Source organism: Pseudoalteromonas tunicata (assembly GCF_002310815.1).
Lineage (GTDB): Bacteria > Pseudomonadota > Gammaproteobacteria > Enterobacterales > Alteromonadaceae > Pseudoalteromonas > Pseudoalteromonas tunicata.
The window spans coordinates 500,734-522,197 of record NZ_CP011033.1; the positions used below are offsets into that span (position 1 = coordinate 500,734).

At 36.6% G+C, this 21,464-nt stretch carries 1 protein-coding gene (running past one end of the window); it reads left to right on the forward strand.

Going from position 1 to position 21,464, the window contains the following annotated elements; genetic code table 11:
• Positions 1 to 21,464, forward strand: the 5' portion of a protein-coding gene (locus tag PTUN_RS19820) for an Ig-like domain-containing protein (protein ID WP_040643465.1). The gene runs 16,477 nt beyond the window's last position; 21,464 of the gene's 37,941 nt are visible here — the first part of the coding sequence; the start codon lies at positions 1 to 3; the stop codon falls past the right edge of the window.

A 21,464-nucleotide genomic window follows, 5' to 3' on the forward strand; every position in this document is an offset into this window, starting at 1 on the left:
ATGCCCTTCCTTAATGGATACATTCAAGCTTTTCTCTTAATCTTTATTGTTTTTTTTAGTCTATCATCCAACGCAGTTGAATTTAATCTTCGAGCTGCAAGCCAGTTAAAGGAAAACTCAGAGAATCGCTTTGTATTCAGCACAAATCATTGCGGCACTATTTCCAAGGTCGAATACCAAGATCAATCAGGTGAATTTGTTTTAGCTGAAGTCAAAAGTGATTGCGAATACGGGTTTTCTGTATATGGCTCTCTTTCACCTAATATAAAGATATCTTTTAAAGATGGCCAAACTCAAAGCTATTCAGAGCAATTTAGCATTGAAAAAAATAGTCCAACGCTTTCATTTAGCAATTTAAGTATTGAAAATAATGAAACAGGACAGTATTTAATTGTTGAACTAAGTGCTGACGATGATACTGATATTTCATTTGTCGCTTTTGATATAAATGGCGTTACAGCGTCAGGTTTGAGGCAAGTAGGTGGAGTAGTTGATCAAGCATTAAAGCAGGCCTTTGCTACTACCAATGGTTACCGCCGTGTTTATCCTAAAGATGATCACCAATCAATTTTTAGACTAACTATCCCTGTTAATTCACAGCTAACACAACAACAAATTTACTCTGATGGGTTAGTTCTAATTAATGCATTTGTAGTCGATGCATTTGGCAATCAAGCAGCTATCAATGTTATTAAAAAAACAGGTGATAGCCTTGAAGAAAATATTAGTGGTTGGTCAGTCTACCCTGAACGAGTAATGATAACAGACCCAATTCAATCTGTGACTTTAGTACCAAGTGTGAATTTTGAATTTAGAGGTAATACACCATTGCCCGGAAGTGGTCATGGTATAAGCTATCGCTCTTCAGACCCAGATAAAATAAAAGTTACAAATGAAGGTGTTGTTTTTGTTGCTCAGGACGCAAATCAAAGTAATGGTTTTATTTACGCTTCTTATCCTGGACAGGCTGAAATCTCAATTGAAGTAAAAGTAGATTTTACGAGAACTATCAGTAGCTTAAAACTTGAAGGTGTGAGCGAATATTTAACATTACATGCATTAAATACTTCATTTAATTTACCGAATGTGATAGCTGAGTTTGATGACGGTAGTCAAATTACGATAGCAGATCAATTTCCTATAGACATTATTATTCCAGATATTGCAACAGGCATAATAGAAGTTGAGAATGGAGCTATTTTAGCTACTCAATCAATCGATGTGTCAGCACCGATTGAGTTGAAAATACAAGTGAGTGGTGTGGAATCAATTAGTGGCGTCATACCTGTTGTGGCACTTGATGCATCCCCTAGCGTTGAACTTGATACTCCAAAAGAAGTTATTAAAGGGAAAATGGCTAAAATAGTCGCTATCCCTACAGATGATGTTGGTATTATTAAAGTTGAGTTTTTAGTTGATAATGTGATCGCATCAATTGTCACTACTCCACCTTATGAGTTGCAACTCAATATATCAGAGTACTACACGACTGACGTAGTTAAGGTTGCAGCCATAGCTTACGATAGTGCAGGAAAACGTTCTGAGTTAGTAACTAAACAACTTCAAATTATTGATCTTGATGCTATAACAATCCCAAGGTATGAATTTGAAAAACCAGTGAGTCAGCAGCAGGTTGTTGAAAGCACGCCCCTAACATATTCGATAAGCCACTTTTTGGGTCCGGTTGAAACTTCTTACAACAAGACGTCAGGGATTGAAAAAGTGACGTATTTTTTTGACGGCAATCCTATAGGAACAGTTGATTTTCCTCGTTTTGAAGTTCGTAAAATGAATACACCTGAAGGAGAAAAAGAGTTTTTTTATGAAACTTGGCCATTTGTCTACTCAACACCAAGTACTGTCAGAGCTCAAAAGGCTACACCTATTCATGCAGAAATATCTAGAGGTGAGAAAACTGTAAAGTCAGAGGTAAAACTAATCCGCTTTATGGCTAATAAAAAGCCACAATTAGCTATTCAGTTACCGAGTCACAATAGTGATATTATCGCTGGAGAGCCGGTAAAAGTGCGAGTGCAAGTCACTGATGATACACTAAATTTAGGTACTGATGTTAGTTTCTATTTGCAAGATAAATCAGCTGGATTTAAAGAAATAAAAGATTTTGAAAATATTGATAATTTATCGATTACATCTCAATCGACTTTGGTCACTCACGAAGTTGCTGTTGACTCTGAATTGCTGGGTGAAAGTGTTGAATTATATGCAGTTGTAAAAGACTTCCATGGAGAAGAAAATAAATCTGAAACAATTCTTCTTACAGTTAAAGAGGATCAAGCCCCCACAATTAATTTAACCAACCCTGTAAATGGAAGCTACTGGGTTGCAGGTTTACCAATTGAATTACTTGCTAACGCAAGTGATGACAAAGGTGTCACTCAAGTTGAGTTTTTTATCAATAATAAAAAAATTGGCGCAGACGCTACGCCTCCTTACAGTGTTGTATACGACGTACCGCAGTTAAATAATGTTGCTCAACACTATTTTGTGTATGCACTGGCCTATGACAATAAAGGACAGGTAGCCAAAAGCCAAGAAGTAGGTGTGACCGTTGGTATTGACAATCAAAGTGCGGTTGTTCAATTTGTATCTCCTCGTCTGAATGGTGTTCTTGGTGATCAAAGTGTGGCTAAAGTGGTTGGCAATACAAGCACCATGATAAAGCTCACTGGTTATGATAATGTCGGTGTAAAGCGTTTTAAAATCAGTGGATTGAAAAAAGTTGGTGGGCGTTACGTTTTAACGGGTAATCCGCAAGATATTGTTACAGAACAATCACTCGCTTTGCAGCAATTACCTGGAGAAGGTAATTCATTCTCAATTGCTGCTTTAGTAGATATCCCTTTATTCGATGACTCACTTAATGTTGACCTACAACCTTATTTCGTGGCAGCTCAAATATTTGATAATGCAGGTAATCAAACAGATTCCACACTCACTGTCGCCGTTGTCAAAGACCAAAAACCAGTTGTTACTGCATTTCAAACCAATCAAAGCAAATATACAGTTGTTGACACAATAGCATTAACTGTCAACGCACAAGATGATGTAGCTGTTACGCAATTACAAGCTAAATTGAATGATAGTCAAGGAGCATTATTAAAAGAGTACACATTTAATAAAACAGATGGTTTAGCTCAAAGTTCTAAAGTTCAGGGTCAATTCAACCTCGATTTAAATGAATTAAACCTATCCAATGAAAATCAGTTATTAACTGTCTCAATCACAGCTAAAGATACTCAAGGTCAATTATCTGACATAGTAAATCAGCAGTTAGATTTACAAAAAGATGACCAAGGTCCCCAATTAGAGTTGTCCGGTATTGATGCCGGTGAACAGTTATACGTCGGGCAATCTTATACAATTAATTACAGTGGTTCAGATCGTTCTTTAATTAAATCTTTAGAGTTAACAGTCGACGGTCAGCAAGTTCAATTAACAGATAAGCCAGCAAAAACAATTAAACAAACATACCTTTTACAAATCAGCAGTGCATCAAACATAGAATTGAAGTTGCGAGGAATTGATAATTTTGGCCAAATTAGCGAAAAAACATGGACTTTTGCTGTGGTTGAAAATCCTAAGCCGGAAATTGTAATTTCTCAGCCTATTTCTGGCAGTCGCTTTTTTGAAGGGGAAGAATTTAATGTAAATGCATTTATCACTGATAATAATGCAATCTCAGCAAGAGTTGAACTAATAAACTCAACAGGTGTGATTATATCTAAGGTATTGAATAAAAAAAGGACCTCTTCTGAATATAGCCAAGTATTAAGGTTGCCTAATGTGGCTGAAAATGAACTAACCTTACGTATTATGGCCTATGGGGATAAAGGTCCTAGCACCGCAAAAGATATTTTAATCGGTGTATTAGAGGATACGAACCCAGCTCAAGTTAATATTTTAATACCTAATCAGCCAAAGTCATTGACCATAGCCCAAAATCTAGAAACCTCAGCAAAAATAACTGATGACATTTTTATTGATACTATTAATCCTATATTTGTTTCAGAAGATGGGACTGAATATCCACTGGATTGGCTTAACCTGATCCGAAAAGATACGATTGAACGAATTGAGATTGATAATCCTATTACAATAGGAACAAGTATTGTAAAAGAGCAAGTTGTAGCAAGTATTACTGGTCAAGTTGAGATCCCAGCTACTTTATGGAAGATTGAGCCTGTTAAATTTCGATATCATTTAAAAGTAGTCGATGGCGGAGGCAACCAAAGCATAACTGAAGGTATTGATATCACGCTAATGCCTGATCAAATTGGACCTGAAATATTTGTTCAATCTCCAGTGGGTGAAGTTGTTGAGCGCCAACAGATATTACTCGATGTATTAGTTAAAGACTCTGGAACTGTTGATACCTTAGAGATTTATCTAGATGATGAAGTCCATACACCTTTATTTAAAAAAGAGGGTATTGGTCGTGAAGAATTTAAACTAAGTGATTTAAGCAATATTGAAATCGATCTTGAGAATTACCCTTTAATTAGTAACACTCAACAAGATATGCGGTTAGTCGTTAAATCAACAGATATTGCAGGTAATGAAACCACAGTTAATCATCAGTTTAAGATTGTACCAGATTTACCTGCACAGTTTAGTTTAACGACGATCGCACCTGAGGTACCGTTACAAGGCGACCATTTATTTGTTAGTGCGCAAATACAAGATGATTACTCTGATGATCAGACGCCAATATTAGTGACAACATTACTAACCTCTTCTAATTTACTAATTGATAAAGAACTGAATTATCAAATTTCTGAAGATACTAATAACCTTGAGTTTGAATATCAATTTGATTTTCCTCAAGCTCAAAACGAATTAACAATCAAAGTTGATGGAAAGACTTGGCTAGTATTTCAAAATGGTTACAGTAAGATATATCCGCAAAAAATAAACAATACTAGTAAATTAACTTTATCATCGTTATCGGACAATGACTTAAAAATCAACCTAAAACCAATGAATCAAAATGCGTGTATGGATATTGCATTAAGCCAGCAGTATTTAGCCGATGAAGAAATTGATTTATCATTGTTCACTCAAAATGAAACTGAATTAGCATTGACTATAGAGTCCCAGAACGGTGATTTTAGCTATTTTAATCAACTCCAACTAAATTTAAGCAAAGTTAGCCAAGTAAACGAATATCCCGCTAATACTCAGATAATTACGCTTCATCCCGACAGGATTGATACAGTAATAAAATTAAATCTTCCTGATGGGAAAACAGCTTGGTTTAACCCAAGCCCATTACTAAAGCTTTCTGGAGATGAAACTAAAAAAGTTAATACTTCTTTAGATCAACTAGCAGTATTTCCTTATTTAGACAATACAGAAGCAGTGGACATTTATACGCTTGCCGCCGACAGAAACACGCCTAAAGCTGAGAGAGTGACGTGGCAAAAAAATACCCGCATTGAGCTAGCTACAGATACTCAATCACCTGATGTGATGGTGACTGCTCCAACTGAGTTAAGTATTTTGAAGGCAGGTCAAACATTTCCTTGGATAATAAGCTTAGATGATAATAGTAAACATTTTTCCCATGTAGATTTTTATATTAATGATCAGCTTGTTGCACAAAAAGGCAACGGTATTTTTGGCAGAAGCTTTGAACTCATAACTAAATTACCTACTGTAATTACAGCGCAACAAGACCTTAATTTACGGGTTGACGCATTTGATCCTCAGGGCAATTTAAATACAAAATTTCAGAGCTATGCCATTGCAGAGAATGAACCACCAATCATTGAATACAATAAATTTATTTCTCATGTTGAAATCACTAAAAAAACTAGACTAAATTATGCTGAATTTTGGGTCAGACAAGGTGCAGAATATACCTTTGAGATGGACTTGAATGACGATGTTGAATTGACTGAAGTTAAAATTGAACGAGTCCTATCTGATGGTGGCCGAGTGGTAGAGTTCTCTAAAGAGTTTGTTACTAGTTGCGCAGATTTACCGACAACTCATACCCAAATACATCCAAGAGTGCTATTTAATCATGCCGATACCCAACTCTACGAGGTAGTTGTTACAGATAACTTAGGCCAACAAAGCAAGCGCCAATTTTATGTTCACCCTTTAGCTAATTTAGTACCTGGGGTGCGCATTGTTTCTCCTGCGGAACAACAGCAAATTGTAGCTGGGACATTTAACTTAGTCGTTCGTACCATTATGACGGATGATAGAGCCTTAGATGTTAAGAAGTTAACATTTTTTGCAAATGGAACCGCTTTAGCGCCTTTGAGTTCAAAGCCAATTAAACCTAATGAAAATGATTTAGAACAACTAGCTCATATCTATAATGATTATGAAGCACAATATGGTGAAGAGTTAGCAAAACTATATGCTGATAAAGATTCTGAAAACCTTCAAGTTATCGAGTTTATTTATAATTTACCTACATCTTTAGTCAAAGATAATCAATCTATTGTTCTCAATGCTTCAGTTAAAGATGAAGATAATGCATTGGGAAGTGATGAAGTTGTTATTGTAGGTGTAAAAGATAACATTAAACCTAGTGTAGCGATTTTAAATCCGAAGATTCAACTTGGCTTAGTTGAGAGCAGTATTGCAAATGTTGAATTTGTAGGATTCGATAATGTGAAAGTATCAGAGCTTAGGTTGTTTACTAAACTATCTGCTAAATTAGGAACGGATACTTTTAGTAAAGAATATGGAAACGCCATTAGAGTTATTTCAGAGATCCCAAGTCGTGATGCAAATACAGTCACGACTAATAATATCGATACTCCTATCTATCATCATGATTACTCACTACCAACTTATACACAGCTTTATGAATTATTTCCTGAGTTAAACAATCATACGGATGCAGAGTTTTACTTATGGTTCATGGTTAGTGCTTTTGATGCTGTGGGTAATGAGGAGAACATAGAGAACGCTTTTAAAATAAATATTGATCAACGACCTGTAATTGACATTGTTGCACCAACATTAGGAAGTAGAGTTGTAGAAGGAGCGAATGTTGCAGTTAATATTCATGCAAGTGATGACGTTGCGATTGATCATGTCCGAGCTATTGTTAAACATAAAGGACATGTATTAGAAACAAGACGCTTTGTTCAAGGCCCATACACTTTTGTTTTTGAAGCTCCTGAATTAACAAACAATATACAAGATAATCAAGTAGAGATTGAGGTTGAAGCTATAGATACTTATGGCGTGAAGTTTAATGACCTTGATCGTCATACTGCTAAAGAAAAATTAACTCTAGCTATTAAAGGAGATGAGGCGCCTGTTGTTTCAATAACTACACCATTAACAAATAGTCAAGTGATTGAAGGACAGACATTACTAGTCCAAGCAATCGCTGCAGATGATGTTGGAATTGCAAGCGTTAGCTTAAATATCAAGGGGTTAACTGGTGGGGATCGAACACTTTCAGATGTTAGAGCTCCTTATGATTTTCTTTTTACAATACCTTATGGCCAACAAGGTAAACCATTGTCATTAGTTGCCAATGTCGTTGAGCAAAAATCAAACGGCCCACGAACGGTCAGTTCAGCCCCGATTGATTTAGTCGTTGAAAAAGATGTATCAACTCCTGTTGTGAACATAACCCGCCCATTGATGGGAGCTACTGTAACAGAAGGTACTTCATTGCTTTATAGTGTTGATGCAATCGATAATGTTGCTGTTTCAAGTGTCAATATCCGTTTATATTTTGATAAAAATAACAATGGTAACCTAGAAATTAATGAATTAGTTGGCCAAAGCTATAGTACAGTTAACCCATATAGTGGGACTATTAATTTACCAAATTTTGTTTCATTAGGCATAGACCCAACGGTAACTGATGAGTTGAATTTAGTCTTTGAAGCTGTGGCTAAAGATGGAGCAGGCAATACTGCAAATCAGCGTAATTCACTTAAATTCCGAGTTAATTCAGCACCTCAAGTCAATGACTTGAGGTTATTGGATATTAATGGCTTAGCTTTTCCAAACAAAACTGAGTTAACTGTTGGGCGCAACTATATTGTGAATGTGTTAGCCCAAGATTTGGAAACCGGAATTGATTCATTAACACTTTATCGTTCAATAAATAGTTCAGAAGACTCAGATTTTAGCCTCGTAGGTCATGATGAACTGGCGCCATTTCATTTTGAACAGAGCAGTGAAGATCTCTCAGTTGGAGATATTATTTATTTCCGTGCAACGGCAACAGATACGCATGGTATTTCTTCTTCAATGTCACAAGCTTATAGTTTTATAGTGGTCGCAGATAAGGCTCCAACAGCAGAAATTATTCAGCCTAGTCAGCAACAGAGCTTTGCGATATCTGGCGAAGCAATAGAAGTGTTTGTTCGCGCAAAAGATGATTTAGGTATTGAAGGTATCGATCGAGTAGTTATATTGGTCAATGACAAACCATCGGCCATTATTCGTACTTCAGAGGAAAACTCTAACATCTTTAAAGGGACTATTTTTCCGCCTTTAGATGCAGAAGGTCTGGTTATTCAAGCGATCGCCTATGATAAATTAAATCAACAAGGACTATCGCAGCCAATACAGGTTGGAATTCTCACAGATACTGTTGAACCTCAATTATTATCGATTTTCCCAATTGATGGGCAAATACTGTCGGGTGAAAAGCCCCTGATCTCTCGAGTGGAGTTTAAAGATTTAGGGAGCGCGAGTCAGCGTAAAGTGTTACAAACTTGGATACGAGAGTATCGAGATGAGGTTGGAAATTGGCTGGAGTTAGCTCGAATTACGCGAGAATTAATTCGTGATGATTTAACGTTAGGTAATATGGGTTATAGGGTTAGTGAACCTTCTCATAATCAGTATGTCTATTGGACAGAATTTAGTGATGGCAATATTTTAACTGATCAACAATTTACACAAGAACGCGTTCGTTTAATTACAAATATAGAGAGTCCAAATCATACGGTAACAGAGCAAAGTACACACCAAGTTGCTTACCCTATCCAGAGTCGAAGTTATCTGGCTGCTAATGAAGATGATATATCTTTGGGTAAAACTATTTTTTATAATGCACTTGCGCGCTATGAAACTCAGCATGTTAAACAAAGTTCAGTATCTGCATGGTCTACACATTCGTTGCAAACTGTCCAATCATTATATCAAAGTTATAATCTCTTATCAGTAAATGATAAAAATGAAGAATACTATCCTAAAACAGGTCTATTTTTAACTGACTATATTGATTATCAAACACCTACTGTTAATGGTGAACGCGCAATATATTCTCCATTGATTAATGAAAATATTGAATTATTTGATGGTGTGATTTCTGATTTATATGCTGCTGATGGACTAATATTAGCAACTAAAACTGGTATTGAATGCCTTGGCTGTAAGTATGAAACAGATTTTGTTTATGCATTAAAAGATCAGAGAAACCCACAGAATTTACCAACTGACTATTCATCAGAAGATGGAGAGTTACTCCTGTTTACAAAAGCCAATCAAGATAGTCAATTCGGTGTCCCTTATTTGTTAAGTGGATCAATTTCGTTGCCATTTAAAGAAACTTACAGAGTAACTCAAAGTGGCAGCTTAGCGCTGGTTGCAAATGGTTTTGGTGGAGTGCAAGTAATCAATATTGTTGATATCGAAAATCCCTATCATGTAGGTTATATAAAGCCAGAAGGATTTGTCAGTGATGTTGTTGTTTATCAACAGTATGCAATTATTGCAGCGGGAGTCCAAGGTTTAGTAATCGCAGATCTAAGTAAACCTGACTTACCGATTATTGCTAAGTTAGATACAGCAGGTGTTGCTGTTGGTCTAGATATTAAAGGTTCGACCGTTTATGTAGCTGATTCTGGTAGCTGGAATGGCTCTGGCGCTTTACATTTAATCTCAGTGAATGACCCACGAAATCCGCAAATATTGGCTTCTCATTTAATATCAGCAGAGCAAATTAATTTACAAACAGCAGGTGCGTTTAATGTCAAAGTATTTGGAGATAAAGCATATGTTAGTACATTCTCAGTTGATCAGGAAAATACACCTATTGAAGGTGTGGTAGAAATAGTTGATATTTCAAAGCTTTTAAATAATCTGCCTGATATTACGCAACCCATATTAAGTCATAGACCGACTAAAACGGATGACTTTATGGCTAATGACATTAACTTAGTTGATGGAAAAATCGTCATAGCAGCGGGTAAGCGAGGTTTGGCAGAAGTTAGTTTTCCAACTTTAGCTGTATTGTCTCACTATCCAGAAAATCAACAATCTTTTGTTAGAACACAAAACCTACTCGGTCAGATTAAGTTCTCAAATGCAATATTACCTCAGACTGATTTAGCCCAATATATTGAGATAACCCGAGGTCATCCTGATATTGGTGAAAACGTCACAGATCAATTTGTTTTAAGTTTTATTCAATTAGACGATGCCACTGATTATAGTGGTGTGGAGCTTTCGTTGTTACAAGGTTCATCTCTTGCACAAAATACGACTTATTTTGTTAAAATTAAAGAATCGTTACCTGCAGTATCCGGGTACGCTATGACAAATGATTATGTGTTTACCTTTACAACTGGTTTAACCGTCCAAGGAGAACTTCCTCAATTAGTAACTCTGTCACCACAATTTGGTTCAATTAGGGGAAATACACAAGTCACCATTATAGCTTCGGGTATCACTGATAAAACCACTGTCGAATTAGCTGGTCAATCTCATCAAATTTCTGAATTTAGGATGATTGATGAGGGAACAAAGCAAGCTTCGTTTAAAATTACTACTCAGCCAAATTATGCAGGCCCTGCAGGTCTTACATTAATTAATGATAAATTTATTAAGCAAACATACCCAGGTGCATTTACTTACGTTGATTTACTCAAATTATCTTATGCAAATCCTGCGATAGTAAAATCTAGTCAGTTGGGGGTATCGAACCGAGTTGATTTAATTGGTCATGGCTTTAATCCTCATATTCAGCTTGAATTTAAGCGTCATGATGGCTTTGGGGAAACTCATCGTTTTGAGGTAGATGGCGATGTTGTTCGATTATATAGTGCACAAAAATTAAATGTGCTTATCCCAAGCTTTGGTGAGGATTTTAGAGGCTTTGTTGATATTATTTTAACAGACAAACAGGGCCGAGTAAGCTCGTTGCCTCAAGCAATTTTTTATGGTGAACTTGCTCAAAACCGTCAGATAATGACGAGTGATCCATTGAGCATGGAAGAAATTACTAAATACAATAATCCTCAAAGTGGATCGCGTTTAATTGATCCCTTAAGGTTACCACCAGGTAAGATTACTGATATAAACATTGATGATCAGCAAAGCATTGTATATGTACTTGGCCGAGGGATTAATGCTTCAGGCGTTAACTCACCTGAGCGTATCGATGATAAAGAATATATCGATACTTATTATGCTCCAAGCTGGTTATCAGTGGTAAAGTTTGATGTCTCACGTCTAGAAGATGCAACTCCTATGCATGGCTTAGGCTACTATGATTTACCGCAATCTTTAGTTGCAACTGATTTAATTCGCTACAATGGCCAGCTGTATGTAAGTGCTAAAGGAGCAAGCTTTCCTTATGTAGATTATCCATATGAAGATGATAATTATTTACTGGTATTTGATGAAGTTGATATCGATCAAGATAGTGCTCAGCAAGATAGAACAATCAAAAACAGTATTCGTTTACCAAATATGGGGCAAGTACTAACCAGTTTAGTGAAAGATAATTTACTTATTCTTGTCAATTCAAATCAATTGGTATTAATTGATATTGCAGAGCCTCTAAACCCAGTGATCAGTAAAGTAGTGCCTTCAAATAAACTAATTAATAAAGTTGATTTGTTAGAAGATTCATTATTGATTAATTATCAAGTTAACAATAGTGGTACTGTCACTGAGCAAATAGACTTAACAAAGCCTGATTTACCCGTCATAGCTAATTACTCTTTAGATGAACAGTTATCCGTTTCTCCACTTGCGACTTACGTCGCCGATAATGAAAGTCAGCTGACTCGTTGGGCAATAAGTCAAGGCTCAGCGCAAAAGCAAAGTCGTTATGTTAATAATGGCTTTAATATTCAAATGCCTTATCAAGAATTATTAAAACAAAAAGTAACCGAAACCTTAGGTTATCAATTATATAATCCTCCAAGAGAAAAAGCAGACAAAGATAATGTAGCCACGTTAGGTATTTTAAATACAGAAAAGGCACATGGTGTACGCTTTGTTGATGCGATTAATTTATGTAATTTTACTTGCCAATTAACCGATATTGAAGTCAGTCAGCATGGGGTTGCATTTGTTGTGGCACAAAATACAACAGATGCAGTGAGTAAATTGAGTATTGTTGATACAAAAACCTTGGATGTAGTGGCAACTTACCCTAAAGTAAAACAATCCATAAATATTGATGATTTTCTAAAAGTCACTTTTAATCGTTCAGTATTATTTAATGGGCTCTCTGCGGATGAGTTCACCAAACGGTACGTTAAACTTGTAAAATCAGATGGTTCAGAACAAGGTGAGCCTACTAGTTTTAACTTTGAGTATATGAAAAATGATACTCAATTAATCATCCGACCACATACTATATTGCTTCCTAATCAGCAATATGAGTTGAGATTACTAGGTGATCCTGCCAGTTATAGAGCAATTGGTTTACCTTCTTATCAAATCCAATTTACTACGTTTGAAAAACCAACCTTGCCATTTAATATTGAGAGTATTGAGCCAAGATCAATCAGCACAACAGGTGGGACAACATGGGTTAAGTTGGATAGGGCTATTACTAGCCCTACATTCAAAGTCGCTGATCGCCTAGCTAAAGTCATTGATCAACAGGCTAATACTTACCAACTGGAAATATTAGGTGGTGTTTCTGGGTTGGCGAGTCTTTCAGTCAAAGCAGAACAACAGACAGTATCACAGTTGGCGGCTATTAACTTTGTCAGCGAGCTCAATCTAAAGTCGATTATGCCACAAGTAGGCTCAGCCAATGGTGGTGATACATTGCGCCTAACTGGTTCAGGATTTGAGGTCGGAACAGAAAATTTATTTTTACAAATAGGTGATAATTTAGTTCCCAATAGTCATATCAAAATTATTGACTCTAATACTCTAGAGTTCGTTTCTCCAGCAGGTCGTTTAGGCCATGCAACTATCACTATGAGTTATCAAGATGGACGTTATGCTGATTTAGTAAATCACTTTGAATACCGCACACCTAGTCAATTTGAGGTACAAGGGCAAGGTTTTATTTATGACAGTCAAGTCGATCCTTCTGGAAACTATTTATTTTTAGCTGCGGGTATTAAGGGGGTTTTAATTCAGGATTTAAGCCTTGCAGAGAAAAATGAGAAGAGTTTGGTAGCCCAATATAAATTACCCGAAGGTTACTATGCTTTTGGCGTAACTGGCTTTTTTGAACGTAATAATGATCGTCTTTTTGTCAGTGCAGCCAAAATGACCTCAAATGGTGAACTGTTAGATAATTCAGCGAACGTATTTGTTTATGCTATCAATGGTCAAAATATTTCACAGGCTCAGTTAGTAAAATCAATGCCGATAGAGAGTAACTTTGTAAAAGGAATTTTAGCGAATAATAATCAAGTCGCTTTAGCTGCAGGGCAATATGGCTTTGCCCTAGCTGACAGTTATTTACATACTAAACTCTATATTAATGATGTGGTTTCAACTCCGTATGATGTTCTTGATGTTGCTAGTCTAAATCATACCAACGGCAATAGTTATTTTGTTGTAACTTCCGGTGAATTTGATTTTACCAAAAATACATTAAAGACTAATGATATTGGCCGAGGGCATACATATGTTGTTCAAAATAATGCATTTAGTGGCTTATCAACCATAAGCCAAGTTAATTTACCTGCAGCTAAAGTAGCTACGCAAGGTAATTATGTTTATTTGGCTATGGGGGCATTAGGTGCTGCAATCGTTGATCTTACCGATCCAACAAAACCAAGGGTGATAACAAGGTTAACTGACTTTGGTAATGTTTTTGATATAGCAGTTAAAGGCCATCAGCTTTTTTTAGCTTTAGGTGAGCTAGGTGTAGTTGTTTTAGATATCACGGATCCAAATAAAGTTACCCAAGATACAGGGTTTATTACAAGTCGTTTTGCAGTTCACAACCTTGTTGATACGCCTTATTCTATGATTACAGTCGCAAATTCACTTTTAACCACTAAGCCACAATATGTTATTAACCGATATATAGATAACGATTTAAGAGTTATAGGTGTTAATCCTTCACCGAATTATTTAAATACACTTAATAGCAAAAAAGTACAGATCCGGTTTAATAAAGCTATTGACCACTATGCGCCAAACTTAGATTTGATTCGTGTGGAGGACCAGTTTGGAGGTCGAATTAGTAGTGATATCTCAATCGTAAATAATGATATTTTGATTTTACCTGACCTGTCTCAACTTGATTTTAATGATACGCTAAATGTTAAAATTGCCTCCGGAATGCGAAGTGTAAAACCAACTAACAATGGAAATACAATTACTCTGGCAGTCAAAAAAAGTGGCGAACAGTATTCATTCACTTATTTATTGGGATTAATTGAACAATATCAGTTGTTAGACTTGGCACCTCGCCGCGTAATTATTGGTGAAAGGAAACATCATAAACTAACTGTTTTGGGCAAGATTACCGATAATACTGAATTGTTTCTTACTATTGGGGGAGTTCAAGTCCCAGCTGTGAGTATCGAAGAAGACCAGACTAACGAAAATGTTTCAATTTTAGCTTTCACAACTCCTCAGTTTACAGAAGCTGGTCTTTACGATTTAAGCCTTGAAGTTAAACAACAAGGCTTCAGTACAAGTGCTCACTTAAAAGGAGCAATTGCAGTTGATCAAGTACTAACCGCTGTTAATCTTGTGCCACGTTGGACGGATGTTAAAGGTGGGGAGTGGATTACTCTTTACGGACAAGGATTTGAACCTGGTTCGAGTATCAGTGATGGAACTCGTATCAAAGTTGGTAACACGTTTGCATCACAAGTACTTGTTTTATCGAGCAAGGAACTTAAATTCTTAGCACCACATAATTTGTCAGGTCGCCACAGTCTTACATTATTCGATCGTAACAACAAAGTTGGAAAATCGACCAATGTTTGGTTAGGTTACGGTTTAACCCAAGAGAGTGAAATTTCAGCTCAGGGTGTCCAAAGCTATAGTTTGCTATCATTACTAGAACAAAACATGGTTATTTCAGCAACGGGTTATTTTAATTCGTTGACACCAAAAGCAAGTGTATCCGGTATTTCTTTACCAGCTCCATTATTGAATATCTCTGTAGATGCAAATTCCCCTAATCAATTGATGATTGCAGGCGGGAGTACTGTATTACCTCAGGATTCTTTTGGATTATATGAGATTGACGAATATATTACTTACAAAGCAATAGAAAGTAAGCGATTCAATGCTGAAATATTAGGTCTTCCGATTGAGTTATCGCCAAAAGAGGCTGCGTTTATTCGTTATCATCAACCTAAGAAACAGAGTTTTACTTTAGATAATCATTCTGTTACACCTTATCGCTTACCACTCAAACAATCCCCGCATTCAAACGAGCAAACAGCATCCGCGGCAGGGTCAATGGGCATTATTTTAAGTAGTCTTGATGATATTGCTAATATTCCAGTATTGCATAAAGAGTCATTAGAAAATAAAGGTGTAGGTACACTTGCTGTAGCAGTTGCAGCTCAAGATTTTAGTATTTTTACTAGCACTATAACAAATAGATTGCCTGATGGCGTAAAACCACCTTTAGAATGTGAGTTTGTTGGTGGGGAAACTGATCAAAGAATACTTGGAAGTATCAATTATTTAGACCCTAGTGACCCTGTGTTCATGTCACAAACCCATTTAATTGAAGCCGATTACCGCTTGTATCTAGAGCAAGATGGTTGGATATATATTGGCGGTGAAATAGGTTCTAAAATCTGGCAACCCGGTGAAGATTGTCCTCTTTATGATACACAAACATTAAGTCCTGCATCGACACACTTAGATCGCTCTGTATTACAAGCAATAAACTTGAATTCTCCACATCGTATTAAGCAATTGAGCGTATCTGGGAATGTACTCGATATTGTCCCATATCAACAGGTTCTGTTAGTTGCGTTGGGTAATGAAGGGGTGATCGTTGTTGATAAACAACTTACTCAAGTACTGCATCATATTAAGATAGACGAGCACATACAAAGTTCAGTGGGTGCTGCTTTCAAATTGACAATTCATGGCTCAACGTTGTTTGTTGCTCAGCAAGATGGCGGGGTATTGATTTACGATATTGAAAATATTGAAGCGCCTCGTTTATTGTCTGCTGGAACAGACGCAACGATTTATGATACTGCATTGATTAATAGCAGCATTATCAGTGCTCAAGGTAAAGCTGGAGTTCATGCTTATTCGTTACCGGGTCCGCTAGTTTCTCTAACCAATATTGATAAAAATGGTTTTTTAGCTAGTGGAGAGATTCTTCAGGTTGAGTTTAATGAAGCTGTAGCGACAAAATCTATCTCTTTAGAGATCGAAGTACTCAATAGCCAAGAGCGAATCGATGCCACATTACATGCAGTCAATGAAGAGGCTGGAGCGAGCAAGCAATTCAATGTGATAGCAAATATTTTGGCTAATACACGCTACAGAATCAAAATCACTCAGGCTAATGATATTAGAGGTGGTGAATTATTTGCACCTTTTGCCCAAACATTTACTCTGTTACCTCAAGAAAGAATTAACATTGAGTCAACATCGGATTCAATATTAAGGTTAGGCGAGTTACAGGAGATCTCGATATTTGGGCAAGGGTTTACTAATGAATCTCAAGTTTCAATTGGCCAATATCAATTAGAGTCAAGTTATGAAAATGGTCACTTAATCGTCGACCTATCTGGGTTGAGTTTCTATGATGCTAAACCAGGTCAATATGCCGTTAGGGTTGTTGACGGTGGATTCTCCGATACTTTGTTTGGCGCATTGGTATTAGGAGATGAGATAAATAGTGAAACCAGTTTTGATTTTAGCTTAGCGTCTGGGCCTGTTGAAGGACGCTATTTGTTAACTGTTCAATCAAATAGTGAAGTATTCTTACCCGGGGACAAAATTTTATTACGTGATAGTTTAGGTAGAGAGCTATTCACAGAGAAAGTTGACCAAGGTAATTATATCCTTAATTTAGAAGAAGACGTCATAACGAGTCAAAAGCTACGTTTTAGGATCCCTAAAGTTGTAGCACCAGACCAATATCAAGTTGTTCTTCTGAGTGATGGTGAAGAAATCTTATTAGGACAATTTAATTATCAACTTGCTCGTGGTACTTCTATTGATTTACCGAATTACCCACCAATGACTATTGGCGCCATGTTAACAGCAGACGACGCATTGTTTGTTGGTATCGCACAAGGTGCGGAGCCAACAGCAGGCAATCCTTATTTAATGCCATTTGGTCTTGAGATATATGATATGCGCTTGCCTTTAACTCCCAGACGAGTTAGTCAGCTCCCTTTGCATGACAAAGTTAGGGGATTAGTTCAAAAGGATAATTTATTGATTGCGGCAGCTGCTAAGCAAGGTGTGGTGATTGTTGATGTCCGTGATCAAACTCAGCCATTGATTTTAAAGGAGTTAGCTTTAGGTGGTTACAGTGCTAACGATGTTGCTCTTAAACATCAAACAAGTGTGTTGGCGATTGCTGCAGCCAGTGACTTAAATGATGGATATATACGTTTTGTTAATTTAAAAAACCAAGATTTTGCCCCTCCATTAGGTTTTAACACTATCCCACTTAGCCAAGGCGATTTACTTGGTAAGCCTCTGCAGCTTTCTTGGCAAGGTAATAATTTAATTGTTTTATTGCAAAAGCAAGACGGTTTGTATTTGGTCCAATTTGATAAATTGGGTGACTCGTTAAGTTACACTATAAATAAACTAGCATTAATGGATTATCTCGGTGGAACAGTCAGTATGTTTGTCACATCTGACAGTATTATGATGTCGGTAGATAACAATTTAATTATGCTAGAAAAACAAGCTGATGGTGAATATCAAGTTGTTCATAAAGAGTCGTTAACTTCAGATACCGTTTTACTTGAAAACTCAGGTAGTCAATATCAATCAACCGAACAAGGTTTAGAGCAAATTTTACCTATTGGGCTCAGTGTGTCTGAAGTTTTATCAACTAGTGGGAAATATGCTGGACCGGGTGACATTATCACCATAAAGCTTAACAACCTAATTAATACCCAAACAGATCATTTAATGAAGGTGATCCAACTTTATGCTGATGGTAATCAAATCGACTTAGCCGAATTTCAAGCCATTAATACTATTTCTGGTGGGGTGATTAATATCCCTATCGCTGATTTAGGTTTAGCTAATAATACTGATTTAACTTTAAGTATCTTAGCAAATTTGCAAAATATCAATGGCGAAATCTTAGCTACTCAGGCTGATTATAATTTTATTTACCATAATCAGATGGCAGTTTCGATAGATGCTGTTCAACGAGTTTCTGTATCAGGCGAGCTAGGTAGTCATTATTTCTATGCTGATGGGACAGAGTTTGCTCGATTAACTGGTAATGGTTTTGGACAAGATAAGGATTTATTAGCGGTTTGGTTTGGTAATCAACTACTAGATAATGATTCGCTTATTAGTGTGACAAACACAGCTATTGATATAAAAGTACCAAAGCTATACCTAACTGGTCAATTGATACCACTTACAATAACAGTAGCAGTTGTTGATCGACAAGCTAGCTTACTTGGTGGTGCTATTGTGCTACCGAAGTTATTGCTTCAGGATATTTATCCTGCTTCGGGTCCACCGGAAGGAGGGAACTTTATTACTCTAAGAGGCTTTGGTTTTAATGCTAATACACAGTTTGATATTGCCGGTAAACCAGTAAATCAGACTAAGGTTATTTCAGCTAACGAAGCACAAGTTCGAGTACCAAGTAATGATTTTGGTTTTGCTGCGGTTAGAGCAACAAACGCTAATATGAAAGGCAGTGAAAGTGTTTCTCCTGTATCTTATTTTTATGCAGCCAAAGAAACAGCTAAATTAGATGTAGATCAAGATCAAAACAATCCTATAAAAGCAATTCATGTTAACGACAACATTGTTTTAGCCTTAACCGGTGGGGAATATCAGCCTTATGACTTGGATGGAAAAAAGCAGACAAAATTAATTTCTAATCAAGCCCAATTAACCTTAATTGATAGTTCTGATCCAGTGATGCTATCGACTATAAATAAACGTGTTGGCAACGATGAACAACCATATCATTTTAGCACAACCATAAAACCTGATGGGTTTAAAGCCTTAGCAGTTATAAAGCAGTTCTTATTAGGTGTGGGTGCTGATGAAGTTTATTTATTCAATAGAATACAGCCAGCTACACCACAGTTTATTAATAAAACTCAATTACGAGGCAAAGCAACGGCAATCGTAACGAGTGATAAGCTGATCTACATTGCGACTCAAGCTGGTATTTCTATCTACACTATTAATGAACAGCAATTACTTGAAGAACTTAACTTCGTTTCTAGTAGTCAACTTAAAGGAGTCGCTTCAGGGCTAAAAATTCAGCATGATCGTTTATGGGTAGTTGTGTCTTCTAGTCGGAAACTAGTCGAGATTGAATTATCTTCAGGGATGTACCAAGTAGTTAGAGAAATTAGTTTGGTTGATAAGAGTAATCGACGCTTGCCAATTTCAGATATAGTGGTGCTTGATGAGTTTGTATTGGTGGCAACCGGTAAAAATGCCACAGTTGAATTAGTTGACCAGCAATCAGGTGAAAGTATTGTCAATTTGAATTTAGCTTACCTTATCCGCAATGGTGATATTTCAGCAGATAAACTCTTACTCAAAGGTTCGTTGTTAAGTGTTGCGGCAGGTCATGGAGATGTTCAGCAATTTAATATTGCCCCATGGTTTGCCGGTCAATTTAATACAAACATCGAGTTGGATAATTACTACGCAGTGATGGGCTCTGTGACAGATATCGCATACTCTGGTGATGTGTTGTTTGCTTCTGCAGCTTACTTAAGGGATCATTCCGGTCAAGCAATAGAGAGCCCAGTGCCTCTAAACTCAACCTTTTCTCGGATTGGCGGAGGAGTATATAGTTTCGCTAAACAAGACTTTGCACTTCTGTCACATTATCCAGAGACTGGACAAATACTGGGTCCTGACGAGGTAATTAGGCTCCAGTTCAATCATATTATTGATCATCAAGCCTTTAATGATTTTGCGCAGCAATTATTTAGAATTACTTTGGATAGAGTACCAGTGTCAGGTATATGGCATTTGGATACAACAAATCTAGGCTCATTAGTAAGCTTTGTACCGGATCAAAATTTCATTATTAATAAGCGCTATGAAGTTACAATTGATGGTAGTTTAATTGATATTGGTCAAATTGCATTAGGAGCAGATTATCGCTTCTTGTTTGTAACCTCTGAGTATGAACAGCCCAAAATTGAAAGTATTTCACCTCGATTTGGAACATGGCAAGGTGGTCAAGAGATAGTGATATTTGGTGATAATTTCAATGTAGATACTGAATTCTTATTAGGTGATACACTAATTTCACCTGATAAGACTCAATTTTACAGCCAAAACAAAGTGGTGGTGATTGCCCCTGGTTTAAATCAAATGCCATTACAAAATCGTTTGGTTGGTTTGACAGCTCAGCAAGGAAATCAACGAAGCTATCAAGATGGCGCATTCACTTATATTACGGATCCGACAATCGAGAAAATAGGTGCTTTTAATGCCAGCACGCAATCTGTGGATACACAGACGGTAGAATTTGGTTTTAATACAGCCGTAAGACTTGCGATTGAAGGGCAAGGGCTTAGTCAAGAGTCAATAATATTAATAAACGACCAACCAGCTCAAAATGTAACCTTCATTAATCGTACTTTGGTGACATTTGATTTACCTCAAAACACCTTAGGACAACTCACGATTGATATTACAAATTCGGATAATATTGACGCTCAAACTCGTAATACCGAGTTATCAATTGTGCTGATAGCGAAAGATGTTTTGAGTAATATTGATCATTTCGCTTTGGATAACCATCATTTAGTGACTGTTAGTAATCGAAACAAACGTTTGCAAATTGCTGCGCTCAAGGATGCGAAGTTAACGCCTATCTCTGAGGTCGAACTTATACAAGCAGTTAAAGCCGTTGCTATCAAACAGCAATATATTATTATTCTTAATCAAGATAATAGTTTAGTTACATACCAAGCTAATAATCATAATATATTTACTGAAGTCAACCGTATAAATTTAGAAACTACTCTTGATATTCGCTCGATTACTTTAGCTGAAAAAACTATTATTATTGAATCTGATACTGGATATTTGTTAGCCTCTGTGCGCGGTCAAAATGCTAT